Consider the following 25,450-nt stretch of genomic DNA (forward strand, 5'->3'; position numbering starts at 1 on the left):
GTGGCCCTTGCGGGGGAAGGGTCGCGGGGCACTACCCGTGGCCCACTACCCTGGAGTGGTGACCATTCGCCTGTACGACACCAGTGCCCGGCAGATCCGTGACTTCACCCCGCTCGTGCCGGGTTGCGTCTCGATCTACCTCTGTGGCGCCACCGTGCAGGCCGCACCGCACATCGGGCACATCCGCTCGGGCCTGAACTTCGACATCATGCGCCGCTGGTTCGAGTACCGCGGCTACGACGTGACGTTCATCAGGAACGTCACGGACATCGACGACAAGATCATCGCCAAGTCGGCTGACCAGGGCCGCCCTTGGTGGTCCATCGGCTACGAGAACGAACGCGCCTTCAACGACGGCTACGCCGCGCTGGGCTGCCGTCCGCCCACCTACGAACCGCGGGCGACCGGGCACATCCCCGAGATGATCGAGATGATGCGCGGGCTCATCGAGCGCGGTCACGCGTACGCGTCCGACGGGAACGTCTACTTCGACGTCCGGTCCTTCCCGGGCTACCTCCAGCTCTCCAACCAGGAGCTCGACAACCTGCTCCAGCCGGCGGGCGAGGGCGAGACCGGCAAGCGCGACCCGCGTGACTTCGCCATGTGGAAGGCCGTCAAGCCGGGCGAGCCGAGCTGGGAGACGCCGTGGGGGCGGGGCCGTCCCGGCTGGCACCTGGAGTGCTCGGCCATGGCCCACAAGTACCTCGGCAGCGCCTTCGACATCCACGGCGGCGGGATCGACCTGATCTTCCCCCACCACGAGAACGAGATCGCGCAGGCCAAGGGCTTCGGCGACGAGTTCGCGAAGTACTGGGTGCACAACGCCTGGGTCACCATGAGCGGCGAGAAGATGTCGAAGTCCCTCGGGAACTCGGTCCTCGTCTCCGAGATGGTCAAGGCATGGCGCCCCATCGTGCTGCGCTACTACCTCGGCACCCCGCACTACCGCTCGATGATCGAGTACAGCGAAGAGGCCCTGCGCGAGGCCGAGTCGGCGTTCGCGCGCATCGAGGGCTTCGTGCAGCGCGTCGTCGAGAAGGCGGGGGGCGTCGTCGAGCCGTCCGCCGAGGTGCCGCCCGCCTTCGCCGAGGCCATGGACGACGACCTCGGCGTCCCGCAGGCGCTCGCCGTCGTCCACACGACGGTCCGCCAGGGGAACTCCGCGCTGGCCGCCGACGACAAGGAAGCTGCCGTCGCCCGCCTCGCCGAGGTACGTGCCATGCTCGGCGTCCTCGGACTCGACCCGCTCGACCCGCACTGGGCCGGCGAGGGCGACCGCGGCGACGATCTGCACGGCGCGGTCGACACCCTGGTCCGGATGGTCCTCGACCAGCGCGAGGCCGCCCGCACCCGCAAGGACTGGGCCACCGCGGACGCCATCCGCGACCAGCTGAACCAGTCCGGCCTGGTCATCGAGGACAGCCCGCAGGGGCCCCGGTGGACGCTCGGGCCGCGCTGAGCACCCGCTCCGCCGGCCCCGGCCGATCACCCTCGACCTTGATCGATTGTGCCGCCCGGGCCTCCGGGCGGCACACTTCATATACGTACGTACGCACGCCTCACACAGACAGGTAGGTCATGGCCGCTAACAACCGCCGCATGTCCGGCAAGAAGGGCGCGCAGGTCGGCAGTGGCGGCCAGCGACGCCGGGGCCTCGAAGGCAAGGGTCCGACCCCGCCCGCCGAAGCGCGCAAGGGACACAAGAAGAACCGCGTCGCCAACGCCAAGGCGAAGCAGACCGTGCGCAAGCCCGCCCCGCGCGGCCGCGCCGGCAAGGCCTCGTCCGAGATGGTCGTCGGGCGCAACTCCGTCGTCGAGGCGCTGCGCGAGGGCGTCCCCGCGTCGATGCTCTACGTCCAGCAGTTCATCGACAACGACGAGCGCGTCCGCGAGGCGCTCCAGCTCGTCGCCGAGCGCGGCGGCATCCACCTGATGGAGGCCCCGCGTCCCGAGCTGGACCGCATGACCAACGGCCTCAACCACCAGGGTCTCGTGCTCCAGGTCCCGCCGTACGAGTACGCGCACCCCGAGGACCTCGCCGCCGCCGCGTACGACCAGGCCCAGGACCCGCTGATCGTCGCCCTCGACGGGGTGACCGACCCGCGCAACCTGGGTGCCGTCGTCCGCTCCGCCTCCGCCTTCGGCGGCCACGGCGTCGTCGTCCCCGAGCGCCGCGCGGCCGGCATGACCGCCGGTGCCTGGAAGACGTCGGCCGGTGCCGCCGCCCGTACGCCCGTCGCCCGCGCCGCCAACCTGACGCGCGCCCTGGAGTCGTACAAGAAGGCCGGGCTCGTGGTCGTCGGTCTCGCCGCGGACGGCGAGGTCGAGGTCGGTGATCTGGAGGCCCTCGGCGGTCCCGTCGTCATCGTCGTCGGCAGCGAGGGCAAGGGACTGTCCCGACTGGTGGGCGAGACCTGCGACTTCCGCGTCCGGATCCCGATGCCCGGCGGCGCCGAGTCGCTGAACGCCGGTGTCGCGGCGGGAGTTGTGCTCTACGAGGCGTCCCGACGACGCGCCTGAACAAACGTCCCAGTGGTCACCCCCGTGGGCTAATCGGGATGTTCGGGACGGCCTTGACGCTGTCCGGACAGATCGACGCGGTCAAAGCAGTGTCCTAAACACACGTCACTCGGTTAGATGAGTGTGGACACCAGAACACCCCGCACACCCACGGGGGACCGCTCGTCTGGATTCGACGACGTTCCCGCGCTGAGCATGGTGAAGGTGCCGAGCGATCCGGCGCAGGTCATCGTCAATCATGCGAGCTTCCGCGTCCAGCTAGGAGCTGCGTCGCGGGGGCAATCCGCGCGCGTCGCGCGGCACTTGAGCCCCGACGACACCGCGCGGTTCCCCGGCGTCGGTACGCCGGGCAGAGCGGGCGGGGCCGGCGGTGGCCGCCGCCGCGCCCCCGTCGTCTGGAGCGGGAAGTCCGCCCCCGACGACACCGGCGCCCACCGACTGCTGCAGGCCGTACGGAGCGCGGGCGTCGGCCACGGCGGCGGCAGCCTGCCGACCGCCGACGCCGGTGCGACCCAGGTCATCCCGCGCATCGGCGAACAGCCCGGCTACGCCGGCGATCTGACCGTCGACACCGTCGAGACGCCCCTCGTCGGCAGCCAGCGCAGCCCCGTCGGCGACGAACAGCGACTGCTCCCGCAGATGCGCACCGTCGGCAGCGCCTACGACGAACCGGCCTTCACGGACACCGACTTCGAGGACGACGACCTCGACGGCCCGGGCACCGGCACTCCCGTCAAACGCGGCGAGTCCGACCCGGCCCGGCACGCCTACCACCCCGGCCGCCGGATGAACCTCGGCGTCGTGCTGCTCCCGCTGCGCGTCTTCCTCGGCTTCATCTCCATCTACGCCGGCATGGGCAAGCTCTGCGACCCCGTCTACTTCGACGGCGGCAAGCGCGGCTCCATGATGAAGTGGCTGAACACGCTGCACCCGTGGGAAGTCGCCGAGCCGCTGCGGCAGTTCGCCCTGCAGCACCCCGTCGGCTCCGGCCTCGTCATCGCCTTCTTCCAGGTCATCGTCGGGGTCCTCACGGTCCTCGGACTGTGGCAGCGGGTGGCCGCCGTCGTCGGCGCGATGCTGTCGGCCGCTCTCATCGTCACGGTCAGCTGGAAGACGGTGCCCGCCTACGACGCGCCCGACATCATCTACCTCGCCGCCTGGTCCCCGCTGATCATCGCGGGCGCCCCGGTGTACTCCGTCGACGGCCGGCTGGCTGGCGAGGCGTGGCGCACGCTCGGACCGCGCGCCGACATCTGGGACCTGCGCGGGCGCGTCCTGCGCCGCGGCGCGCTCGCCGCCGCCATCGTCATCGGTCTCACGCTGCTCGTCGGATCGCTGCTCGGCGGTGCCGTCCGCGACTCCGACCGTGTGGTCGTCCCCGGTCCCGGCGAGGCCCCGCGCAACGAACTGCCCGGCTCCCCGCTCCCGGAGACGCCAGGCAAGCGGCACCAGAAGGCCACCCCGTCGGCCTCCGAGGCGCCCACGCAGCGCAGCTCCTCGACGCCCTCGCAGGCGGCCACGACACCCGGCGCGACCCGGGACACCGGTTCGGCCGCCGGCGGACAGCAGCCGAGCCAGACGCAGGGCAGCAGCGGCCAGGCGCCGCCGCAGCAGAGCTCGCCCGTCGACCAGGCCCCGAGCACCACCGCGGGCCCGACCAACAGCGGCGGCACGTCGAGCGGCGGCACCGGCTCCACGGGCGGCACCGCTCCCGGCGGCGACTCGTCCACCGGGCAGCCGGGTCTGGTCGGCGGTCTGCTGGGCTGACCCCAACCGGCCGCGCGGATCGCGGAGAACGACGTCAGGGCCCCGCACGGGAACGTGCGGGGCCCTGACGCGTACGGAGTGTGCGGGACCGGCTACGGTGCGCTGCGGGGCGCCCTGGAGGGCACTGAGCGGTTCTCAGGGGCCTTCAGTGGCCGGGCCGGACGGCCGCACGCCGTCCTGCGGGTCCCTGGCCGGCTCGACGGTGCGGCCCTGGGAGCTCAACGGCCCAGGGCCGCAAGCTCCTTCGCCGCCTCGGTGAGGTCCTTGGCGGTGTCGATGGCACGCCAGTAGGCACCCTGCGGGATCGGGAAGCCGGCCAGCCGGTTCTCGCGGGCCAGGCGCGGGAAGGTGGTCCGCTCGTGGTCGCCGCGCTCGGGGAGCAGTCCGGTGAACTCGGGCGAGAAGACGTACACGCCCGCGTTGATCTCGAACGGGGAGGGCGGCGCCTCGATGAAGTCCGTGATGTGCCCGAAGCCGTCCGTCTGGACGGCGCCCCAGGGGATGCGGGGGCGGGCCAGCGCGAGGGTCGCGACCGCGTCGCGTTCGGCGTGGAAGTCGGCCATGTCGCGCAGCGAGAAACGGGTCCAGATGTCACCGTTCGTCGCGTACCAGGGGCGGTCCGGGTGCGGGAGGTGCGCCGCCGCGTACCGGAGGCCGCCGCCACGCCCGAGGGGTTCCGTCTCCACGACCGTCGTCACCTTGACCGGGAGCTCGGCCGAGTCCAGCCACGTCTGCAGGACCCCGGCGAGGTGGCCGCACGAGATGACGACGTCGGTGACGCCCTCCTCGGCGAGCCAGGTCAACTGGTGCCCGATGATCGGTGTCCCGGTGCCGGGGATCTCGACCATGGGCTTCGGCCGGTCGTCGGTGTAGGGCCGCAGCCGGGAGCCCTGGCCGCCGGCCAGGACGACGGCTTGAACGGGGCGTGCCTCGGCGTTCGGATCGGTCATGACCGAACTGTACGTGGCGGTGTTCGAGCGATTTCGGGAGACCGGCCGGGGGAGCCGGCCGGGGGCGGCTCGGTGCTGCCGGGGGAGGTCGGCCGGCGGTGGGGCGGGGGCCGGCGGTGCTGGGCCCCTCGGAGAGCGCTCGGCGGCCTCCGAGGGGCGATGTCGTCCCCGGTGCGGGGACGGGGGACCTCAGAAATGGGTGTTCGCCACCCCCGAGGCGAACGCCGTGTCACAGACGGGCCGCGCGAACGACTGGGCGCGCGTGGGTCCGTACGCACGGACCGCGGCGCGGCCCAGGGCGCGGGCGATGGACACGCAGTGCTTCGCGAGCGACGGGCGCCCGTTCACCGCCTGTTGGAGGTGGGTGAGGGCGACGCCCGGGTCCTTCTCCTGGAGCTCCAGGAGGAGTCTGTCGCGCAGGACGTCCTGCGGGGCGCGGGAGACAGCTCGCGAGGAGACGTCTTCGGAGGACGCGGTGAGCACCGAGTTCGAGGGATTCCCCGACCAGTTGACTCGGGTGACCGCGAGAGTCCCGGAGAGCACCAGGACGACAGGCAGAACGAGGGCGAGGGTGCGGCCGATCCGGCGGGCGGGGCCACGGCCACGCCGGGTCGATTGGTTAGTGGTGGAGTGCTTCACGCGAGTGAGGGTAGCGCGGGGTGATGATTTGGCGACAATTAGTCACCGGTTCGGGGGATGGGGAAACGGCCTTTTCGAGGTAGTGCGTTGACGCACAGATATCGAAATGCCCGGTCTGCCGGGGTATTTGTCGACAACGGAGAAGGCCCCGCAGCAGGCTGCGGGGCCTTCTCCGTCAACTTGGGTGAATTCAACCCCTACGGGGTGTGCGTTCGGCCCGGACGACGCGGTCGTCAGTCGGACAGGCGCTCGCCCGTCGAGGTGGAGAACACGTGGATCTCGCCCGGACGCGGCACGACGTGCAGCGTGGCGCCCTTGTCAGGGACGGCGCGGCCGCTGACGCGGACGACGAGGTCCTTGAGCTCGCCGTCGACCTTGGCGGAGCCGTAGACGTAGCCGTCGGCGCCGAGCTCCTCGACGACGTTCACCGAGACGGCGAGGCCGGCCGGAGCGTCCTCGGTGTCCTTGGTGAGTGACTTGGCGGCCTCGCCGTTGTGCTCGACGACGTCGAAGTGCTCCGGGCGGACGCCGACGGTGACCGTGCGGTCGCCCTTGTCGGCGGCGGCCGAGAGGGCCTCGCGGCTGACCGGGACGACGCTGTTGCCGAACTTCACGCCGCCGTCGGTGATCGGGACCTCGACCAGGTTCATGGCGGGGGAGCCGATGAAGCCGGCGACGAAGAGGTTGACCGGGCGGTCGTACATGTTGCGCGGCGAGTCGACCTGCTGGAGCAGACCGTCCTTGAGCACGGCCACGCGGTCGCCCATGGTCATGGCCTCGACCTGGTCGTGGGTGACGTACACCGTGGTGATGCCGAGGCGGCGCTGCAGGGAGGCGATCTGCGTACGGGTGGAGACGCGGAGCTTGGCGTCGAGGTTCGACAGCGGCTCGTCCATGAGGAAGACCTGGGGCTCACGCACGATCGCGCGGCCCATCGCGACACGCTGGCGCTGACCGCCGGAGAGGGCCTTCGGCTTGCGGCCGAGGTAGTCGGTGAGGTCGAGGATCTTCGCCGCGTCCTCGACCTTCTGGCGGATCTCGGCCTTGTTGACGCCGGCGATCTTGAGGGCGAAGCCCATGTTGTCGGCGACGGTCATGTGCGGGTACAGCGCGTAGTTCTGGAACACCATGGCGATGTCCCGGTCCTTGGGCGGCAGGTGCGTGACGTCGCGGTCACCGATGTGGATCGAACCGCCGTCGACGTCCTCGAGACCTGCGAGCATGCGCAGGGAGGTGGACTTTCCGCAGCCGGAGGGACCGACGAGGACGAGGAACTCGCCGTCCGCGACGTCGAGCTCGAGCTGGTCGACGGCGGGCTTGTCGCCACCCGGGTAGATGCGGGTCGCCTTGTTGAACGAGACAGTGGCCATGGTGAGGGCCCCCTTCACCGGCAGGAACGTGCCGGACGATCCGTTGTAAAGGTGGTGATCCACTACGAGATGGTCCGTAGTGGTGTAGTCCACATGGGTGAACTGGTTCAGGACGCTACCTGTCGTTCACGTGTTCTGTCAGTACTCCGGGGCCAGTGAAGTTCGCGGAAATTTTCGACAGGGGCCTCTGGTGACGTGGGTACACTGCACGGGCACGTAACACCGCACGCGCGCGTGCAGGCCTCCTTAGCTCAGATGGCCAGAGCAACGCACTTGTAATGCGTAGGTCGTCGGTTCGAATCCGACAGGGGGCTCGTTCTCAGGCCCAGCTCAGACAATGTCTGGGCTGGGCTTTTGCCTGGGTGCGGGGGTGTCATGATCACGCGGGCGTCCGGCGTGGATCCGATGCGCAGGGGGGGAAGTGAGTACGTCCATCTCGCGATACCTGTTGGTCTGCTCGCGTTGGTGACCGCGGCCGGGGGCGTCGTGGCCGTCACTCGTGGCTGGGTGCCTCGCAAGGTCCGGCAGGGTGTCAAGAGGCCTCACGTCTACGGCTGGGGGCTGCTGGCGGCCGCGTTCAGCATCGGTCTTCTGGCGGCCGACTGGGCGATCGTCGCCGACCGTGAGTTCCGGATGCCCGGACAGATGCTGGCGGTCATGGCCATGGGGCTGAGCAGCGGGGTGATTCAGGCGTCGCGGCGTCCTGCGGATGGCGATCGTCATGACGGTGGCAAGTCCTAAGGCGCCTCCGCCACTCCCACCGTCTTCCGTGGCTCAGCCGTGGACGGGGGCTGCTTCGGCGCCTTCTGTCACGGCACCGAGTTTTCTTAAGCTGATGGTCACGGCAGTGCCGTCCCCCGCGGCTCCCGCCAAGTACAGGGATGACTTCAACGGAGACGGCTACCGCGTCCTCGCCGTGTCCGCCCCCGGGTAGGCGTCGACGGTCTCGGTGACCGACGAGGGGAGAGCTGTCGCCTCGGCAACGTAGCTGTGGATGAGGTGAGCCGGTGCCGCGATTCCCGGTGTTTCGGGGACGCCTTCCGTGTCCGAAAGGGCAGTCGGCAGGGCAGCCGGAAGGGGCCGTCGGGGCACAGTGTTCCGCCCCTCGGCCCCACAACCCTTCAGTCGCCTGACGCTGCCCGCGACGCGGAACCGTCAGACCGTGAACTTGACCGCCTCCAGGTAGCGGTCGTTCTCCAGGGCGCCGCCGAAGATGTAGCCGGGCCGGGCGTCAGCGCAGCCCTGGCCACCCCAGTTGTACGAGTGGACCTTGGCCAGCTGGCAGATGCGGCCGGTGCCGACGTTGATGGCGAAGCCGGACATGTTCGGTGCGCCCTTCTTCGCGCTGCCGATGTAGTTGTCCGTGCCGTCCGCCTTGACGGGCGTCCACTGCGGCATCCACTTGCCCCTGCCGTCCTTGGAGGCGGAGTTGTGGACGAAGGCGTTGGCGGACGATCCGCCGCTGCCCGACACCGCGATGTTGAGGGCCTTGATCGGGCGGTTCTGGTTGGTGGTGCCGGCCATGGTGCCGTCGCACACCGGCTTCTGCCAGCCCTGTCCGGAGACGTAGGCGCGGTAGCAGATGTGCCGCCCCGACGGATCGTTCTTGGCGAGCCGCTTCACGACGCTCGCGGCCGTGTCCTGCGGGGGCTTGGCTGTCACCGTGGTCTGCGGCGGCCTGGCCGTGATGGTGACGACGACGCCTCCGCCGCTTCCCGGCTCCTTCGCCTTCTTCTTCGCGTCCTTCGACTTCTTCGGCTTGGCCGAAGGGGACGCCGACATGCTGGGCGGCGGCGGGAGACTCGGGGACGAGGTCGATATCGGCCCCGACTTCTCGGCCTGCGGGCTCCTGCTCGTCTCCTCGCTCGACCGGGCGGCCTCCTTGCGGTGCCCGCCGTCGTCCGAGCCGCCGCTGCCGATGATCACCAGCGGAACGATCACGAGAGCGGCCACGACGAGGGCCACCGGCCCGACGACCATCGGCCTGTGCAGCAGACCCGGGCCCTGGTACTCGTCGTCCGACTGGCGTGACCCCGGCCTGCGGACGAGCTGCGGCGCGGGCCGGGCGGCGGCCCCGGCGACCGGGAATCCCCCCTCCCGGCCCGAGTCGGCGCCGAAGTCCGCGACCTCGTCGCCCTCGTTCTCTTCCTCATCCTCGTCATCGTCCGAGTACGAGGGCGACGACGGGTAGGAGGACGAGGGCGCGTTGGGGGCCGGCGGCGGCGGGGGCAGAGGCGCCGACTCCCGCAGCCTCTGCTGCTCCAGCGTGTACGTCTCTACGTCGTACTCGTCGCCGTCGTCATCGGCCGCGTCGTCATCGTCACCGTCATAGTCGTCGTCATATTCGTCGACGGCGTCATCGTCGGGGGCGGCACCGCCGTCCTGGTCGCCCTCATCGTCCTCGGCGAAGGGGGCGTAGCCGTCGTCCCACTCGTCGTCGGGCTCTCTGGTGAAGTCCCCGGTTCGCTCGGCCGGTTCGGCTTCGGCCGCCGGCGTACCCGTGTGCTCGGATGCCGGGACCGGTATCGGTACGGGAACCGGCGCCGGACCCGTCTCCGGCCGCTGCTCCTGCTGGTCCACCAGCTTGCTCGAACCGTCGGGGGCCACCTCGACGAACGCCACGTACCCCGCCGACGGGTCGGAGACGGTGGCGGTCACCGTGACGTTCAGGTCGCGGGCGTAACCGTGCAGGACGTCGAGGATCGCGGCGTCGACCGTCGCCCCCTCCACCGCCGGTACGGGCTCGCCGTCGATCGCGGCCGAGCCGTCGCCGGAGATGACCACCGCGAAGCGGGGCGCCGGCCCGGACGCCTCGCCCACGGGTTCCGGCTTGCCGAGATCCATCGGCTTCCCGGGCACGGCGGGGTCGCCCCCCGTGATCGGCTCGTCGGTCTCTTCGCCCCGGCTCATCGCGCTTCCTTCCTGACGTACCCCGCCGCATGGCTCCGGCAGGGTCCGTCGCGTCGGTCCCCGCGTAGCGCAACGGGTGCCGCCCGGAAACGGTTCAATCCCGCGGCGGTGCGGAACGGGACCTGCGCGTCCGTGCGTTCACGTCCGCCGCCCGCTGCCCCGGAGGTCGGGAGGGGGCGGACCGGGAGGGCAGCGGGCCGCGCCGCCGTTGACGGTCCGGAACCGTCAAGGCCCCTTGTGTGGAACAGGTGTTCAGTACAGTCCGAAGAGTGAAGGCCTACGAGGAATCCGTGCGTTTCGCCGTGCTGGGGCCGGTCCGGGCATGGCACGGTGAGCAGGAGGTGGACGTCGGTTCCCCGCAGCAGCGGGCGGTTCTGGCGGCACTGCTGCTCCGCCGGGGACGCCCCGTCATGCTCGGTGAACTCCTCGACGCGGTCTGGGGCGAGCAGCCGCCGGCCGCCGCCGTGTCGGTCCTGCGGACCTATGTGTCCCGGCTCCGCAAGGCGCTGGAACCGGAACGGGACAGCGCCGACGCGCCCCGAGTGGTCGTGTCGGTCGGCGACGGCTATCTCCTCAGGTTCCCCGAAGGCGCCCTGGACCTCGATGTGTTCGAGCGGCGGATCGCCGAGGCCCGCAGGCTGCGCGCCGACGGCGAACCGGCCTTCGCGGCCGATCTGCTGCACGCGGCCCTCGCGGGCTGGCACGGCGCGGCACTGGCCGGAGTCCCCGGCCCGCTCGCCGAGTCCGAGGCGTCCCGGCTGAACGAACAGCGGCTCGCCGCCACGGAGGCCCGGCTCGACGTGGACGTGGAGCTCGGACGGCACAGCGAGGTGATCGCCGAACTGCTGTCGCTGACCGGCAAGTTCCCGCTGCGCGAGCAGCTGTGCCGGCTGCTCATGCTGGCGCTGTACCGGTCCGGCAGGCAGGCCGAGGCGCTCGCCGCCTATCGCGGGACGCGCGCCACGCTCGTAGCCGAGTTGGGGATCGAACCCGGCGCCGCGCTGCAGGACCTGCACGACCGCATCCTCGCCGCCGACGTCACCCTCGGTGCCGGGCCGTCCCCGACGCCCGAACCGCCGGAGCAGGTGGTGGAGGCCGAACGGGCGGGAACGTCCGCCGAACCCGCCCCGCCGGCGGTCGCGCACCCGGCACGGCCGGCTCAACTCCCCGCCGACCTGCCGACGTTCGCCGGACGGTCCGCCGAACTGGAGCGCGCCCGAGCCCTGTTGCCCGAGGGCGGCAGCATCCCGACTTCGGTGGTCATCAGCGCGATCGGCGGCATGGCCGGCATCGGCAAGACCACCCTCGCCGTGCACTGGGCCCACGAGATCGCCGACCGCTTCTCGGACGGCCAGCTCTACGTCAACCTGCGCGGCTTCGACCCGACCGGTGTCGTCGTGACGCCGGAGGAGGCCATCCGTACGTTCCTCGACGCGCTCGGTGTCCCCCCGATGCGGATCCCCGCAGGCCTCGACGCCCAGGCGGCGCTGTACCGCAGCCTCCTCGCCCGGCGGCGGGTGCTCGTCCTGCTCGACAACGCCCGGGACACCGAACAGGTCCGGCCGCTGCTGCCCGGCTCCCCGGGCTGCCTCGTCATCGTGACCAGCCGCAACCAGCTCACCGGACTGGTCGCCGGGGAGGGCGCGCATCCCCTGACGCTGGACCAGCTGTCCCGCGCCGAGGCGCACGACCTCCTGGCACGACGCCTCGGCACCGAACGGCTCGCGGCGGAACCGCAGTCGACGGACGAGATCATCACCCGGTGCGCACGGCTGCCGCTCGCCCTGTCGATCGTCGCCGCGCACGCGGCCGCGTACCCCGGCTTCCCGCTCAGCGCGATCGTCGACGAACTGCGGGAGACCCACGGCAGCCTCGACGCCTTCGCCGGCGGCGACGACATCACCACCGACGTACGGGCCGTCTTCTCCTGGTCGTACAAGGTGCTGTCGGCGCCGGCCGCGCGCCTCTTCCACCTGCTGAGCCTGCACTCCGGGCCCGACATCTCCGCGCCCGCCGCGGCGGCGCTCACCGGGCTGCCGTCCCGGGAGGCCCGCGCGCTGCTCGTCGAGCTGACCCGGGCGCATCTGCTCACCGAGCACTTCCCCGGCCGCTACACCCTGCACGACCTGCTGCGGGTGTACGCCGCCGAGCGGGTCCGCGCCGAGGAGACGCCCGAGGAGCGGGACCTGGCGGTGGAACGGCTGCTCGCCTGGTACCTGCACACCGCCGAGGCCGCCTACCCGCACATCACCCCGCACCGGCGCCGGATCCCGCTCGAACCGCTGCCCCCGCTGTGCCGGCCGATGGAGTTCGGCACGCAGGACGAGGCGGTGCGCTGGTGCGAGAAGGAGCGCGGCAACCTCGTCAGCGCCGTGCACCAGGCCGCCGCGTCCGGGCATCCCGGGATCGCGTGGCGGCTGCCCGCCGTGCTGTGGGGCTTCTTCTACCTGCGCAGCCACATCCACGACTGGCTCGACACCGCGAGTGCCGGGCTGGCCGCCGCCCGCGCGGCCCACGACCGTGTCGGCGAGGCGCAGGGACTCGCGGACGTGGCCGCCGCGCTGCGCAGTTCGGGCCGGCTCGACGAGACGATCGACCACCTGCACCGGGCGATGATCGCCTACCGCGACCTCGGCGACCACGACGGCAGGGCCTCGGCCGTCGCGAACCTCGGAGACGCCTATCTCCAGTCGGGGCAGTTCGACAAGGCCATCGAGTACACCCGGCGCGGACTGGCCATCGAGCGCGTCATCGGCGGCGCCTGGGGCGAGGGCATCGCCCTCAGCAATCTGGGCGACGCCTACCAGAAGCTCGGCCGCTTCGACGAGGCCGTCGCCTGTCTGGACCAGGCACTGACCGTGCTGCGCGCGGGCGGCAACCGCTGGGTCGAAGGCGTCACCCTCGACATCCTCGGCACCGTCCACCGCCGTCTGCGGCGCCACGACGCCGCGGTCGCGTACCACCTCCAGGCGCTCAAGACCCACCGGGACATCGGCAACCGGTGGGGCGAGGGCCACACGCTCGGCAACCTCGGGGACGTCCACCTCGACGCCCAGGAGCCGGAGGCGGCGCGCGACAGCTGGCGCCAGGCCCTGGCGATCTTCGTGGACTTCGACCATCCGGACGCCGAGAAGGTCCGTGAACGGCTCGGCCGCCTGGAGGGCGGACCGTCCGACGCCCCTGCCCCGAGGGCGTAGGCACGGACCGCCTGACATGAGTCTCCTTCGACGAGGGGCCGGCCGCGGCCCGGGGGAGGGCCGCGACCGGGTTCCACCCGCACAACGGAGGACGGGGGCGGACGGTTCAACCGCCGGGCGGGTCAGCCCGCGTCGTGGTAGACCCGGCCGCTCGCGTTGGCGGTCGCCCCGTCGTACAGGCCGGTCGGACTGGTCACCGTGGAGAGCGTGAACCACGCGTACCGCTCCATGAAGTCCAGCCCGTTCAGCATCTGCGTCGACGAGCGGATGAAGTCGGTCTGCTCCTGCCCGCTCGGATAGCGGGGCGTGCCCTTGGAGAAGTCGATCAGGCCGTACTCCGTCAGCCAGACCGGCTTGTGATAGCGGTCGTGCACCGCCTGGAGGTAGCCGCGGAGCTGGTTGGCCGCGTCGGGTCCGAAGTCTGCGCCGTACCAGTGCACCGGGATGAAGTCGACGCGCAGCCCCCGCTGGGTGGCTCCCTGCATGAACCGGTCCAGCCAGCCGCCGGCCACGTCGGCGCCGGTGGCGACGGCGGGAGCGCCGAGCCGCAGACCGGTCGCCTCCAGCCGGGGCCACTGGTCGAGCGCCTGCTCGGGCGTCATGTTCGCCTGGGTCGGCGAGTCCGGCTCGTTGAAGCCGAGGAGCTCCTTGCCCTCCTTGGCTGCCTGGCCGAGTTCGGTGTCGGTGACCGAGCCGGGACCCCAGATCATCGGGACGTAGTCGACGCCGTTCGGCCTGGTCACCGCGCCGGTCGAGGAAGCCCAGTTGAAGTACCAGGAGGCGCCCGAGTCGGCCAGCGCCTGGGAGGCGCCGTCGACGGGGTTGAGACTGACGCCCTTGCGCCCGGCGGCCGGGGTCTTGTTCTCCGGGGCCGGCTGCGTGGCGGCGGGCTCGGCCGGGGCCGCACTGCCGGTGCCGAACGCGACGGTCAGGCCGGTGCACTTGGTGCACTGGTACATGACCTTGTTGCCCGGTTCGGCGTCCTGCTTCGACCAGGCGTACGCGGTGGGGCACTTCTGGTTGACCATGTCGCTGTAGCCGGTCTTGGCGTCCCGGTTCGGGTTGACGCACACCAGCGGAGCGCCCGTGCCCTGGTCCTTGACGAGGTTGTCGGCCGGGCACGCGGACAGCAGGTCCTCCGCGCAGCCCGCCACCGCGCACTCGCCGCCGGCGGGCGGTGCCACGTCGTTCGGGGTGATGGTGACGGGTGCGGCGACGGCGTTGACGTAGCTCACGTCGTACCAGGGGGCGAGCGAGTCGGCCGGGTCGAAGTTGAACTCGGCGAGCCCTGTGGGCTGTTCACCGGTCGAGCAGCGGTCGGCGTGCGGTCCGCAGTCGCCGACGGCACAGTGGAACGTACTGCCGTCCTCGCCGCCGCAGCCCTGGCGGGCGAAGAAGGTGCCACGCCAGTGCCCGGCTCCCGCGCGCTCGGGGACGGTGACCGTGGCGGACTTTCCGGGGTCGAGCACCGGGAGGCCGGTGAGCGCGGTCGAGCCGTCGGCGTTGACCGTGCTGCCGACCCAGATACGGCTGTCCGTCCTGTTCTGCAGGGTGACGGTGTGCTCGGCGACGTCGGCCGCCGGCGTTCCCTGGATGCTTCGGCCGCCGGAGCGGTGGGACTGCACCGCCAGGGCGGTGCCGGTCACACCGACGACGACCAGGAGTAGAGCCAGGAGTAAGGATGTGCGTCTGCGCATAGAGCGTGCCTCTCCGTGGGGCGTTGCGCCGGTTCGGCGATCAGGTGGCGTCGCCGCAGGCACCACGGATGGGCGGGGGTGGATGGTTCACCGGGCGGGGGATGTCACGTGCGCCGTACCGGCCTCTGGACGGGCTGTCTCTGCACGCCGTGGGCCGGAGCGGCGGACCGTGTGTTCGCGTCGGAGCCGCTGGAGGTCGAAACACTCGGGAAGGCGTCGCGGGTGTCCCGCAGGGACTGGTGCCCTTCCCGGCTGAGCGGGGAGGGCGGGAGGACCGGACTCTGCTGTGACGGGGCCGGGATGGCCTGCCCCGGCAACGGGGAGACCGGGGACGCCTGGTCCGGCGTGGAGGAGAACGGCCGGGCGTGGGCCGGCAGCGGGGAGACCAGGGCCGCGTCGCTCAGTACGGGGGACACGAGCTGCGCGGCGGCGGGAAGCGGTGACACCGGCGGCTCCCGTCCCGAAAGGGCGGCGAGGGTTTCGCCGCCGGACCCGACTCCCGGGCTGCCGTTCTGCGCGGCGAGGAAGCCGTGCCCGGCGAAGAGGTCGCTCTCCCGTGGCGTCAGAGTGGCGCTGCTGGTCCGCTCCGCGAGGCTGATGCGGGCGGCCTCCTGGAAGCCGAGGCCGTCCGTCACCTCGTCCGGGCGGGGGGCGTCGAAACCGCTCCTGGACGACGAGGGGACGACGTCGACCGCCGGTCCGCCGAGGTTCTGGGCCGGGCGTTCCCACCGCGAGCGGGTCTCGTCGCCGGGTGCGCCCGGCGACGAAGGCGACTGCTGCCGTGCGGCCTTGTCCGCCGCCGCCACTTCCGGTGCCACCTCCCGCAGATGCGCGTCGACGACGCAGCGGGCGACGAGGGGCATGCTCTCGGGCGACTTCTCGAACGCCTTCCGGTACTTCTTGTCGTTCCTGACCAGGTGGAGGACCGCGTTCTCGAAGGCCTCGCGTTCGTGCGCCGGAAGCCGGCGGATCTGTTCTTCGAGACGCGCCATGCCTTCGTGAACGGGCTTCTCGGAGGAAGCCTGCCCGGTGAGCGGCGGTGTCGTGAACGGTGTCTGCCCGGCATCGTTCCGCCCGTGCGCGGCGGCCTGATCGGAGGAGCCGTCGCCCTGGCCGGGCCCCTCTCCGCCGCCGGGCGCGGTGCCTCCGCCGGCCGGTGCAGGGCGTGACCCGCCCGTGAAGCGTGCGAGGAGTCGGCGCAGTTCGGCGGCGAGCCGTTCCCAGATGCTCTCCCCGTCCGCCCGGCCCGCCCCGCCCCGGGCCTGGCCCCGCAGGCCGTACTCGGTCTTGAGCAGGTCGCGCGCCAGCCTGGCACCGGGGTTTCTCCTGGTCAGCCGGTTCCGGTCCCCGGAGGCCGTGATGTCGTTCGCCACGGTGCCGCTCACGCCCCGCGCAGTTCGAACCCGGTCGGCAGGGGCAGCAGTCCCGGAGGCAGCGCCGTCGCGGGGAACCAGGGCGCGCCGTCGACCGGACGCGGTGGGGTCTCGCGCTGGTAGCAGCCGTTCGCCGGGGGCGCGGACCGGCGGCGCTCCAGCAGGCCCTGTGACGCGAACCTCCGTGCGTGGGCAGCGGACATGTGCGTACCTCCTCGACCTGTCGGCCATGCGGCGCCGACGGGGCGCCGACGTGGTTCGACAAGCACAACGGGTGTGGTGCGCGCGGGAGTTCAACACGGCGGACACCGGCATGGGTGCGGCAGCGATGGCACCGGGCGTCCGCACCGGCGCGGCCGCCGGCTGGAGAGCGCTCGCGCCGGCGGCCGCGGTCGGCTTCCGGGGCCTACTTCTTACTGGGGCCGCCCGGCTTCTTCCCCGCCAGCCACATGAGCGTGGAGGACGGTTCCTTGGTCTTCTTGCTCTTCCTCGAGCTGTTGTGCCCGTGCCCCGAGGAACTGCTCGGCACCGGGGCCGGGATGTCCGACGGCGGGCTGGGGTGCCGCTGGGTCGGCTGGAGCGGTGCTCCGAAGTCGGAGGAGGCCGAACCCGTGCTCGGGGTCCGCTCCTGCGTGTTCGTGTACGTGGGGTTGAAGCTCTGGGTGCCGTGGACGGGCGCCGGCGGATACTCGAACGAACCGGTCTGGAGCGGAGACTCGGACTGCGGGAGTGTGCTGCCCACCGCGTGCGGGGTGTACGAGTACGACGGGGTCGTCACCGGATTGGCGGTGTACCGGAGCCCCTGTGGGAAGTAACCGTCGCTCGCCCCTGGAGCGGGCGCCGTCGGGGAGTAGTCGAGAGTGGGCGCTCTGAACGGGGCCATCGAGGACATGCCCTGGTTCAGCCCGGCCTCGTAGTTCTGCGCGCCCGGCCACGCCGGGGTGCTGGCCGCCCGCAGCACCTGCTGCTCCCTGAGGGCCATGAGCTTCTCGTCCAGGGAGTGGACGGCAGCCGCCTGGGCCTGCAGTTCGGTCCGTACCGCGTCGATCGTCTGCTGCCGGTTCGGCGGCGGTTGCGTGGCCGTGGTGTCCGCGACGGACATCTGACGGGTGACGACCCGCGACAGCTGTTCCTCACCGGGGCTCTCAGCCCTCTGTGTGCTCGGTGCGCCCGGGTCCGCCAGGACGACGACCGCGCTGGGGTCGTCGAAGGCCTTGTGGAAACTCTTCAGTGAGAAGTTGCTGGCCGCGCTGTCCTGGGAACTCGACGAACTCGCCGAGGACTTGCTTGCGTTGCGGGCCTTCTCCTGGTTGCGCCAACGGTTCTGCTTGTTCCAGAAGTCGGGGTCCTGGGGAGAGGGGATCTGGTCGAACGAGTTCTGCGAGTGGACGTTGAACGTCGCCCTCGTCTCCAGCGACCAGGCCTGCGACTCCTGCGAGTCGTTCCTGAATCCCATCACCTTGACGTGCAGGTTGGAGACCTCACCGGCCTCGATCCGCTTCTTCAGGTGGGGCCACTCGTGCTTGGTCAGGACACTGCCGTCCACCTTGCCGCCGAGCATCACCGCCTCGACGGGGCCCCGGGCCGCGTCGACGTAGTGACTGGACATGTGTTCCCAGAGCTGTGCTTGCACGGGAGCGTCCGACCAGTTCTCGAATCCGAAGTTCTTCCCGTTGAAGATCTTTCCCGGGAACGACGTCTCCAGGATGAGACCGCCGGCCTCGGCGGCCTTCCTCGCCGGGTAGTAGGGCTCGGTCTTGCTCCACAGGTACTTCTTGTCGAGGGTGTCCCGCGCCTTCGCATCCCGTTCCGCGGCGAAGTTCTTGTTCCTCTTGTTGTCCCGCCACCACTTGGCCGGGACGTGCAGAGCGTTCGTCCGGTCGAACTCGGCGATCAGGTTGGTCGCCGCGTCCGCGGCCCAGGCCTGGTTGGGTGTGTGCTGCGCCTGGACCCAGAGCCCGTTCGTGTGGAGCTGGGTCATGTAGCCGTCGAAGGCCTTCATGAATTGCTTGTCGTGGTGGAGGCCGTACTTCTTGAGGTCCGACCTGATCTCTTGTTCCTCGGCCCTGAACTGCTGCTCGTTGAATCCCGCCATCGTGAGGTCCTCCTCGCCGGAGCGGCGAAAGACGCGCCACTCGCCCGCGTTGTGGAACATTCGTGCTGATTCAACGGCCGCTGTGGCCGGGCGGTTCAACCCCCTGGAGAGGGGTGGTGATCCGCCGTTTCCGTGAACCCCGTACCGCACGGGCGCGTTGTGGTCCCGGACGAGACCGATCCGTCAGGGAGGAGCGCCATGACCGTTCAGACCGGAGGCACCGCCGAGCAGGAGGCTCCGGCTCCGCCGCCCGCGCCGAAGTTCATCCTCTATCTGGAGGGGCCGGAGTACGGCCAGGCGCTGCGGCAGCTGACCCTGTGGGTGCATCACGTACTGCTGCCGGTGTACGGCCGTGAGGTCACCTCGCTGGCTCCGTGGTGCTCACGCTGGTGGGACCACCCGGAGGCGGTGGCGCAGCTGCACGGACTGTGGCTCGCCTGGGGGGAGTTGAGCGACACCGGATCCGAGTCCGGGATGAGCGGTCCCGCCAGCTGGCACCGGGACTTCCTCGGGCCGATCATGCAGAACCTGCGGGACCCGTCGGGTGTGTTCGCCGGCTGCAAGTCCGGGTCGCACCGGGCGAAGGAGGTCCCTGTCGTCGACGCCGTCGACCCGTTCGGACCGCCGCCCGCGCAGGGCTGATCCTCGGGGCGTACGGGCACGGCGTAGGGCGCTGTGTACAGGCACGGGCGAAACGAGGGGCGGGCCACGGCGGCCCGCCCCTCGTCGTCGTCCTTGTCCTCGGCCACGCCTCGGCACAGAACACCGTCCCCGGGTTCACGCGTCCGGTCGGACCACCCCGAGGATCTCCATCGACGCGGCCGGGGAGACGTACACCCAGCGGCCGGGGCGGGGGGCCTGGATGATCTTGCCGTCGCCGATGTAGAGGGCGACGTGGCTGGCGTCGGCGAAGTAGATGATGAGGTCGCCGGGGCGCATGTCCTCGATGGGGACGTGCTTCAGGCGGCGCCACTGTTCCTCCGAGGTGCGGGGGATGACGTGGCCGGCCGCGAGCCAGGCCTGCGAGGTGAGGCCGGAGCAGTCGAAGGAGTCGGGGCCCTCGGCGCCCCACACATAGGGCTTGCCGAGCTGGCGGGTGGCGAACGCGATGGCCTTCTTGCCGGCGGAGGTCGCGTCGGTGCCGACCTTCTTGAGGATGCCGGTCCCCACCCACTTCGCCTGGGCGTCGTCGGCCTCCTTCTTGTCCAGCGCGGCGAGGCGCTCGACCTCCTTCTTCTCCAGCCGCGACTCCAGCTCCTTCGCGTCGTCGATGTGCTTCTCGACCGACTGGCGCTCGGTGTCCTTGGCGCGGCGGCTCGCCTGCAGGCTCTTCAGGACGTCGGTGGCCTTGTCGGTGCGGGTGCCCAGGTCCTCGCGGGTGGCGGTCAGGGCGGCCAGCACCCCCTGGGTGGCCTGCTGGGCCTGTCGGGCCAACGCGGCGTTGTCCAGGGCGTGTTCGGGATCGTCGGCGAGAGCGAACTGCATCTCGGCGGGCAGGCTGTCGCCCCGGTACTGGGCGCGGGCCGCAGCGCCGGCCAGCCTGGTGAGCCGGCCCAGCTTCGTCTCGGCCGTCTCGATCTGGTCCTGGAGCGTGTGGACGCGCTTTTCCTGCCCGGTCACCTTCTCGTCGGCGGCGTTGTACTTGTCGGTGGCCACCTCCGCGTCGTGGTAGAGCCGTTCGAGCTCGGCGCGCACCTCGGTGAGGGTGCCGGGTTCGGGTTCGGCCCGGGCCGGCTGCTGGACCGTCGCCGTCAGCGCGAGGGCCAGAACCAGGGTCGCGGCCGTCCGGTGGCCGGGTGCGCGCAGGGTCCGTCTCATCTGGGCCGAAGCTCCTTTCGTAGGCGCCGCATGGGAGGGAGGCCGGGGGTCGCCCCCACAACGGGGCTGCGGAGGGCGGTGGTTCAAAGCGACGGTGTGAACCGGTCGGACACCACGGGACGTTGTGCGTCGAAGGCGGTCGTGGACGAAGGGATCGGGATGGTCGCGGAGTTGGTGCCGCTGGCGCTGTGCACGGGGTTCGGCCTCGGGTTCCTGACGCTGGCGGCACGGTCGGTGCTGGGAGCCCTGCGGCTGTGGCTGCGCGGGCTGCGGGTGATGGGCCAGGTCACGCCCCGCAGGGCCGCCGACCCGAGGCCGGGCGGACTCGTGGTGTTCTCCGACCACCTCGGGCGCGGTCTCGTCCTCGACCCGGGATGGCGGGGGCCGCTGTGCGGACTGCCGCCGGTCGGCGGAAGCGTGCCCGTGGTCTACGCGCAGAACCGGCCCGCCGCGGCCCGGCTGTGGACGCTGCGGTATCTGCTGGCGCCGTCGTTCGGCTGGTTCCTGTCCTCGACCCTGGCCTTCGGCACCGGGGTCATGGTCTCGTCGTGAATGGGCGCGACGACAGGGCGGACGGCGGTGCCGCGAGCGGCGGCCGGGTCGTCGGGGTCGATGTGCTGCGCGGGTTCGCCCTGTTCGGCATCCTGCTCGTCAACGCCCAGCTGATGGCGGACCCGTACACGGCGTTCGGCGGCGGCCCCGGTGCCTCGGCCGTGGACCGGGCGGCCGCCTGGGGCGTGACGGCGACCACCACCGCCTACCAGCTCTTCTCCTTCCTCCTCGGCTACAGCTTCGTCCTCGACCGCCGCGCGGCCCGCCCGTCGGACTCCGCCTCCGGGCTCCGCCATCTGCGGCGCACGGCAGGGCTGTTCGGACTAGGACTGGCGCACGCCGTGCTGCTCTACCCCGGCGACATCCTGATGACGTACGCCGCTCTCGGCCTGATCCTGTACGGGCTGCGGGACCTCACCCCCCGGGCCGCCGTGCGGGTCGCGGTCTGTCTGGTGGTGGGCCTGGCCGTGCTGCTGCTCGGGTACGGGCTGCTCACCGTCGCGCTGACCGAACCGGTCACCCCGGCCCAGTACGCGCCCCGGGTCGCGGACACCGTGGCCGCCTACCGCGGCGGGTTCGGCTCGGTGATCGGGGCCCATCTGCGCGAGCTGCCGTCGGCGCTCGGCGCCAACCTGCTGTACACGCCCGACATGCTGGCCGCGTTCCTCGCGGGCCTCGCGGCGGCCAAGGCCGGACTCGTGGAGCGGCGCGGCCGGGACCGGGCGTGGCTGCGGCGGACCGTCGTACGGTGGCTGCCCGTCGGTCTTGCGGGCGGCGCGGTCACCGCCGTCTGCGCGAACGGGCCGCTCGACAGCCGCTGGTTCCTGGTCGGGCACGCGGTGTCGCTGCTGACCGCGCCCGCCCTCACGGCGTCGTACGCCTGCGGGGTGCTCCTGCTGGGCGACGCGGTGCGCCCGGCGGCGGACGTGCTCGCCGCCTCCGGGCGCATGGCGCTCAGTCACTACCTCACCCAGTCGCTGGTCCTCGCCTGCGTGTTCACCGGCTACGGGTTCGGGCTCTACGACCGCGTCGGCACCGCCGGCGTCCTCGCGGGCTGCGTGCTGCTGTACGGCCTTCAACTCGCCTACGGTTACCGGCTGATGGGCCGGTTCCGGTACGGGCCCGCCGAGCTGGTGCTCAGGACGGTCACGCTGGCGCGGCGTCCCGGCCGGCCTCCGGCTTGTGCAGGGTCACGCCCGGCAGCAGACGGCTCGCCGCCCGTTCGGTGATCGCCGCCGTCTCCGCCTTCGCCGCGGCCGAGATGGCACCGGCGCCGGGCTCCTTGTACCAGGGGCGCAGCCGGATCAGGGCGGGCCTGACCCCGGTGGCGAGGAGCAGCGCCGTGCCCTTCGGCAGGGCGCGGATCCGGTCCGGCGGCAGGACGGCCTCCTGACGGTAGGAGTACGACCGTGACGTGCCGTCCTTGCTCCGCGAGACGCTCGGCGTCCTGACGTCGTGCTGGCCGACCAGGGTGGAGATCTTCTGGACGAAGTCGGCGTCGTCGAGACCCGCGCCGAGGAGCTTGACGGTGGCCGCGCTCCACAGCGCGTCCATACCGACCTCGCCCCACACGCGGGCGCCCTGCCGGTAACTCTGCAGCAGCGTCACGACGTTGATGCCGCGGGAGCCGAAGTGCGAGTAGAGGTCGGGAAGATCGGAGATGCGGCACACGTTCGCCGCTTCGTCGAGGACGGCGGTCAGCGGCGGGTCGAGGCGCCCGCCCATGCGCTCGGCCGCCACGACGCCCGCCCGCATCGTCGCGTCCGCGAGCCCGGCGATGACGCCGGCCGCCGAGCCGCCGCCGTCCTTCGACAGCAGGTAGAGCGTGTCGTGGCCGAGGACGTGCCGGTCGGGCCGGAACTCGGGGAGGTCGGGGTCCGGGGTGACCCAGGCGAGGATCTCCGGGTCGAGGAGGCAGGAGACGGTCTGCCGTGCCGTCTCGTAGATGCCGTCCCGGGTCTCCACCGCGCCCCGCACCGTGCCCTGCAGCTGCTCGGCCATGGCGACGAGTCCGACCTCGCGCAGCAGGTCGATCGGGGTGCGGTCGGCGGGGTCGGCGAGCCAGGCGAGGAGATCGGTCAGCGGGGCCCGGCCGCGCGCGGCGGCGAGGAACAGCGCGGTCAGGGTGTTCTGGGCGGCCGAGATCCAGAAGTCCTTCTTCGCGGTGTCGTCGTTGACGGACGCGACGAAGTGGCCGGCCATCCGGCGGGCGCCCTCGATGGTGTGGCACTCGCCGAGCATGTTCCACCACAGGGCGCGCCGCGTGTGCGCGATGCCCTGCGGGTCGAACGTCCAGACCGTGCCCGCCTTCTCGCGCTCGGCGCGGGTGACGGCGTACACGTCGGCCTTGTTGGAGGTGAGCAGTACCGCGCCCTGGGCGCGCAGCACCCGGGGCACCGCGATACCGGTGGACTTGCCGGCGCGGGGAGCCATGAGGTCGAGCTCCACGTCCTCGTAACTGCTGCGCAGCTCGGGTCCCTTGGGCTCCAGGTCGCCGAGGAGGTTGCCCGTCTCGTCCGGGTGCACGTGGTCGCGGCCCTTGAGGCCGGGGCGCAGTTCGCGGGCGCGGGACTCGATGCCCTTGGGGCACATGGCGGCGAGTTCCCGCCGTCCGGCCAGGCCCTTGGGGCGCGCCGAGCGGTCCATGAAGAGGCGGACGACCAGGGCGAGGGGGACCGCGATCAGGACCAGCAGCCCGAGCATGCCCGCGTAGACGGCGGCGGGCGGCGCGGCCGGCCACAGGGCGCCGGGCCCGTCGGAGACCAGGTGGGCGATGGTGGACAGCGCGAACGGCGGGGCGTCCCAGCCGTTGCCGGACAGGCCGGAGCCGAGGGTGCCGCCGGACCAGGCGACGGTGAACGTCACCAGGCCGGTGCCGGCGACCGCGACGATCGCCCACGGGAGCATGTCGTGCAGGTCGCCGCCGCCGCCGCGGGGCGCGCTCACGCCGTCCACCTCCCCGAGGCCTCGGCGCCCGGACCGCCGGGGACGCCGTGGACGCCCTCCCGGGCGGCGCGGGCGACCTGCCGCGCGGCATGCGCGGCGGCCTGTTCGACGGCGTCCTCGTTGGGCGTCCAGCGGGTGTTGGTGTTGTGCAGGTGGCGCTCCGCGTCGGTGATGGCGACCTTGATGGGGATGCCGGGGCGGCCGCCGACCTTGATGAGGAAGCGGCCGCGGCCGGGCGGCTCCTCGTTGTCGCCGTTCACACCCCAGCCGGGCGGTGACGACCAGGACGACACGAGTTCGATCTCGCGCCGCGACAGGCCGACCACCTTGCCCAGGTCCTCCATCTCGGTCCGCGGGAGCCCGGCGCACACGACCATGCCGGCACGCTCGACGAAGCCGCGCGCCTTGGCGCGGTCCGCGTCGCTGCCGAGGGCCTCGGCGTCCTTGAGGGTGTGGGTGATCTTCGCGTCGCCGAGGCCGAGCGAACGGTTGAGGCGGGTGAGCGCGTCGATGCGGTCGACGATGCCGGAGGCCGCGCGCAGCGGGCGCCACAGTTCGTCGAGGACGGTGAAGAACCAGCGCCTGGGCGCGAGTCCGGCGTCCGCCAGGGCGTGCGAGGCCGCCACCGTGCCGAGGCCGTCGGACCAGGCGGCGAGCATCGCGGCGGCCGTGAGCTGGGTGTCGGCCTCGCCGATGCCGGAGATGTCGATGCACACGGCGGGCGCGTCCGGGTTGATCCGGGTGGACGTCTCGGAGGCGAAGGTGTCACCCAGCGGGCCGTCGAGGATGCCGAGCAGCGAGCGGTGCAGCGGGTCGACGGCGTCGCGGTAGCGGGCGTCGTCGCCCCGGTCGAGGGTGACCGCGCGGACCCGGGGCGGACCCTCGGTCAGGACGCGCAGCACGTCGGGCAGCAGCACGGTGCGGCCCGCGGGGGTGCGTTCGCGCAGGTGGTGCAGGACGGCGGAGAGCACGGACTGCTCGTGGTCGTCCATGGGCCGCCCGCGGACGATGGTGATGAGGGCGGCGACCATGTTCAGGACGCGGCCGTGCGCCTCGGCCTTCAGCACCTCGCCCGCCTCGCCGCCGATCTTCGCCGCGGCCGCGCCCATCGCGCCGGGGTCGAGGACGTTGATGCCGCCCCGGCCGCGGCCGATGGAGATGACCTGGCCGCCGAGCGCGCGCACGGTGTCGGCGTAGTCCGGCTTGAGGTCACCGAGGACCAGCGGGACGACACCGGTCGCGGCGAGCCCGATCAGCATCCGGTTGACCAGCGTGGACTTGCCCAGACCCGGCATGCCGAGCATGAACAGGGAGGGGTTGGAGATGTAGCGGGCCCGGGTGAACCAGTTCAGCGGGTCGCCGCACACGGTGGCGCCGGTGAACAGGTGCTGCCCGAGCGGTACGCCGGTCATCGGCGAGCCGGAACCGGCGGCGAAGGGCCACATGCCGCAGGCCTGCACGGTGGTCGCGCGCCACATGGTGGGCGGGTCCATGTAGCCGACGCGTCCGCCGCCCACGCCGTACCAGCCGCGGTGCGGGACGAACAGCTCCTTGGCCCTGCCCGGCGTCTTCTCCTTGCCGGACCTGGCCGGCTTGTCCGACGGGGCCGGTCTGCC

At 71.8% G+C, this 25,450-nt stretch carries 19 protein-coding genes and 1 tRNA gene; 9 read left to right on the top strand and 11 right to left on the bottom strand.

From position 1 onward, the window contains the following. Positions 1-58: 58 nt before the first annotated feature. The 3 genes from cysS (at position 59) to ACIRQH_RS13510 (ending at position 4,287) form a co-directional block, all read left to right on the top strand. Positions 59-1,459, top strand: a complete 1,401-nt coding sequence (gene cysS, locus ACIRQH_RS13500) for a cysteine--tRNA ligase (protein WP_358821626.1) — start codon at positions 59-61, stop codon at positions 1,457-1,459. Positions 1,460-1,578: 119 nt separating this feature from the next. Further along, the gene (gene rlmB, locus ACIRQH_RS13505) at positions 1,579-2,520 is read left to right on the top strand and encodes a 23S rRNA (guanosine(2251)-2'-O)-methyltransferase RlmB (RefSeq protein WP_358821627.1); all 942 of its coding nucleotides are present in this window, start codon (positions 1,579-1,581) and stop codon (positions 2,518-2,520) included. A 117-nt stretch (positions 2,521-2,637) separates the two neighbouring features. Next, a complete protein-coding gene (locus tag ACIRQH_RS13510) occupies positions 2,638-4,287 on the top strand; it encodes a DoxX family membrane protein (RefSeq protein WP_404225828.1) in 1,650 nt (549 codons plus the stop codon). 218 nt (positions 4,288-4,505) lie between these two features. On the opposite strand, the gene ACIRQH_RS13515 is transcribed toward ACIRQH_RS13510, so the two are convergent. The 3 genes from ACIRQH_RS13515 to ACIRQH_RS13525 all read right to left on the bottom strand — a co-directional run bounded on the left by ACIRQH_RS13515 (position 4,506) and on the right by ACIRQH_RS13525 (position 7,246). Next, entirely contained in the window at positions 4,506-5,237 is a 732-nt protein-coding gene (locus ACIRQH_RS13515) for a nucleotidyltransferase family protein (protein WP_358821629.1), read from the bottom strand. A gap of 189 nt (positions 5,238-5,426) precedes the next feature. Beyond that, positions 5,427-5,876, bottom strand: a complete 450-nt coding sequence (locus ACIRQH_RS13520; protein WP_358821630.1) for a hypothetical protein — start codon at positions 5,874-5,876, stop codon at positions 5,427-5,429. Between the two features lie 233 nt (positions 5,877-6,109). Then, complete coding sequence (locus tag ACIRQH_RS13525) at positions 6,110-7,246, bottom strand: ABC transporter ATP-binding protein (RefSeq protein WP_388875128.1); 1,137 nt, start codon at positions 7,244-7,246, stop codon at positions 6,110-6,112. A gap of 240 nt (positions 7,247-7,486) precedes the next feature. Here ACIRQH_RS13525 and ACIRQH_RS13530 point away from each other — a divergent pair. After that, positions 7,487-7,560: transfer RNA gene (locus ACIRQH_RS13530), tRNA-Thr, on the top strand. A gap of 61 nt (positions 7,561-7,621) precedes the next feature. Next, positions 7,622-7,987, top strand: a complete 366-nt coding sequence (locus tag ACIRQH_RS13535; RefSeq protein ID WP_404225830.1) for a hypothetical protein — start codon at positions 7,622-7,624, stop codon at positions 7,985-7,987. A gap of 414 nt (positions 7,988-8,401) precedes the next feature. Here ACIRQH_RS13535 and ACIRQH_RS13540 read toward each other — a convergent pair whose 3' ends face one another. Then, positions 8,402-10,156 (bottom strand): hypothetical protein, encoded by a 1,755-nt coding sequence (locus tag ACIRQH_RS13540; protein WP_404225832.1) that lies wholly within the window; start codon positions 10,154-10,156, stop codon positions 8,402-8,404. A gap of 269 nt (positions 10,157-10,425) precedes the next feature. Between ACIRQH_RS13540 and ACIRQH_RS13545 the strand changes: the two genes are divergently transcribed. After that, positions 10,426-13,353, top strand: a complete 2,928-nt coding sequence (locus ACIRQH_RS13545) for a BTAD domain-containing putative transcriptional regulator (protein ID WP_388874937.1) — start codon at positions 10,426-10,428, stop codon at positions 13,351-13,353. Between the two features lie 122 nt (positions 13,354-13,475). Here the strand turns inward: ACIRQH_RS13545 and ACIRQH_RS13550 are convergent, their stop codons facing one another. The 4 genes from ACIRQH_RS13550 to ACIRQH_RS13565 form a co-directional block, all read right to left on the bottom strand. Then, positions 13,476-15,050, bottom strand: a complete 1,575-nt coding sequence (locus tag ACIRQH_RS13550) for a glycosyl hydrolase (RefSeq protein WP_404225834.1) — start codon at positions 15,048-15,050, stop codon at positions 13,476-13,478. Positions 15,051-15,154: 104 nt separating this feature from the next. Further along, on the bottom strand, positions 15,155-16,435 hold the full coding sequence (locus ACIRQH_RS13555; protein ID WP_388874931.1) for a hypothetical protein: 1,281 nt from the start codon (positions 16,433-16,435) through the stop codon (positions 15,155-15,157). After that, complete coding sequence (locus tag ACIRQH_RS13560; protein ID WP_388874928.1) at positions 16,432-16,626, bottom strand: hypothetical protein; 195 nt, start codon at positions 16,624-16,626, stop codon at positions 16,432-16,434. The genes ACIRQH_RS13555 and ACIRQH_RS13560 overlap by 4 nt, the downstream gene beginning before the upstream one ends. 203 nt (positions 16,627-16,829) lie before the next feature. Continuing rightward, the gene (locus ACIRQH_RS13565) at positions 16,830-18,578 is read right to left on the bottom strand and encodes a hypothetical protein (protein WP_388874925.1); all 1,749 of its coding nucleotides are present in this window, start codon (positions 18,576-18,578) and stop codon (positions 16,830-16,832) included. A gap of 138 nt (positions 18,579-18,716) precedes the next feature. Here ACIRQH_RS13565 and ACIRQH_RS13570 point away from each other — a divergent pair, with 138 nt between their 5' ends. Continuing rightward, complete coding sequence (locus ACIRQH_RS13570; protein WP_404225837.1) at positions 18,717-19,160, top strand: DUF4913 domain-containing protein; 444 nt, start codon at positions 18,717-18,719, stop codon at positions 19,158-19,160. 135 nt (positions 19,161-19,295) lie between these two features. On the opposite strand, the gene ACIRQH_RS13575 is transcribed toward ACIRQH_RS13570, so the two are convergent. Beyond that, the gene (locus tag ACIRQH_RS13575; RefSeq protein WP_404225839.1) at positions 19,296-20,336 is read right to left on the bottom strand and encodes an NlpC/P60 family protein; all 1,041 of its coding nucleotides are present in this window, start codon (positions 20,334-20,336) and stop codon (positions 19,296-19,298) included. A gap of 141 nt (positions 20,337-20,477) precedes the next feature. On the opposite strand from ACIRQH_RS13575, the gene ACIRQH_RS13580 reads away from it, so the two are divergent. Both ACIRQH_RS13580 and ACIRQH_RS13585 read left to right on the top strand, forming a co-directional pair. Further along, complete coding sequence (locus ACIRQH_RS13580; protein WP_358821586.1) at positions 20,478-20,888, top strand: hypothetical protein; 411 nt, start codon at positions 20,478-20,480, stop codon at positions 20,886-20,888. Further along, positions 20,885-22,117 (top strand): DUF418 domain-containing protein, encoded by a 1,233-nt coding sequence (locus tag ACIRQH_RS13585; RefSeq protein WP_404225841.1) that lies wholly within the window; start codon positions 20,885-20,887, stop codon positions 22,115-22,117. Before ACIRQH_RS13580 ends, ACIRQH_RS13585 begins: the two co-directional genes overlap by 4 nt. On the opposite strand, the gene ACIRQH_RS13590 is transcribed toward ACIRQH_RS13585, so the two are convergent. Together ACIRQH_RS13590 and ACIRQH_RS13595 are read right to left on the bottom strand one after the other, a co-directional pair. Then, complete coding sequence (locus ACIRQH_RS13590) at positions 22,035-23,795, bottom strand: type IV secretory system conjugative DNA transfer family protein (RefSeq protein ID WP_404226143.1); 1,761 nt, start codon at positions 23,793-23,795, stop codon at positions 22,035-22,037. The two genes, ACIRQH_RS13585 and ACIRQH_RS13590, sit on opposite strands and share 83 nt — an antisense overlap. 35 nt (positions 23,796-23,830) lie before the next feature. Further along, a complete protein-coding gene (locus ACIRQH_RS13595) occupies positions 23,831-25,327 on the bottom strand; it encodes an ATP/GTP-binding protein (RefSeq protein WP_404226146.1) in 1,497 nt (498 codons plus the stop codon). Between the last annotated feature and the right edge of the window lie 123 nt (positions 25,328-25,450).

It is taken from the genome of Streptomyces sp. NPDC102279 (genome assembly GCF_044766365.1).
Taxonomy (GTDB): domain Bacteria; phylum Actinomycetota; class Actinomycetes; order Streptomycetales; family Streptomycetaceae; genus Streptomyces.

What these genes read in the sequence shown, in the direction of transcription:
- ACIRQH_RS13590 (WP_404226143.1), bottom strand. Translation starts at nt 23,795, where the DNA reads ATGCTCCCGTGGGCGATCGTCGCGGTCGCCGGCACCGGCCTGGTGACG.
- ACIRQH_RS13525 (WP_388875128.1), bottom strand. Translation starts at nt 7,246, where the DNA reads ATGGCCACTGTCTCGTTCAACAAGGCGACCCGCATCTACCCGGGTGGC.
- ACIRQH_RS13510 (WP_404225828.1), top strand. Translation starts at nt 2,638, where the DNA reads ATGAGTGTGGACACCAGAACACCCCGCACACCCACGGGGGACCGCTCG.
- ACIRQH_RS13575 (WP_404225839.1), bottom strand. Translation starts at nt 20,336, where the DNA reads ATGAGACGGACCCTGCGCGCACCCGGCCACCGGACGGCCGCGACCCTG.
- ACIRQH_RS13595 (WP_404226146.1), bottom strand. Translation starts at nt 25,327, where the DNA reads ATGGACCCGCCCACCATGTGGCGCGCGACCACCGTGCAGGCCTGCGGC.
- rlmB (WP_358821627.1), top strand. Translation starts at nt 1,579, where the DNA reads ATGGCCGCTAACAACCGCCGCATGTCCGGCAAGAAGGGCGCGCAGGTC.
- ACIRQH_RS13515 (WP_358821629.1), bottom strand. Translation starts at nt 5,237, where the DNA reads ATGACCGATCCGAACGCCGAGGCACGCCCCGTTCAAGCCGTCGTCCTG.
- ACIRQH_RS13560 (WP_388874928.1), bottom strand. Translation starts at nt 16,626, where the DNA reads ATGTCCGCTGCCCACGCACGGAGGTTCGCGTCACAGGGCCTGCTGGAG.
- ACIRQH_RS13540 (WP_404225832.1), bottom strand. Translation starts at nt 10,156, where the DNA reads ATGAGCCGGGGCGAAGAGACCGACGAGCCGATCACGGGGGGCGACCCC.
- ACIRQH_RS13535 (WP_404225830.1), top strand. Translation starts at nt 7,622, where the DNA reads ATGATCACGCGGGCGTCCGGCGTGGATCCGATGCGCAGGGGGGGAAGT.
- ACIRQH_RS13570 (WP_404225837.1), top strand. Translation starts at nt 18,717, where the DNA reads ATGACCGTTCAGACCGGAGGCACCGCCGAGCAGGAGGCTCCGGCTCCG.
- ACIRQH_RS13565 (WP_388874925.1), bottom strand. Translation starts at nt 18,578, where the DNA reads ATGTTCCACAACGCGGGCGAGTGGCGCGTCTTTCGCCGCTCCGGCGAG.
- ACIRQH_RS13550 (WP_404225834.1), bottom strand. Translation starts at nt 15,050, where the DNA reads ATGCGCAGACGCACATCCTTACTCCTGGCTCTACTCCTGGTCGTCGTC.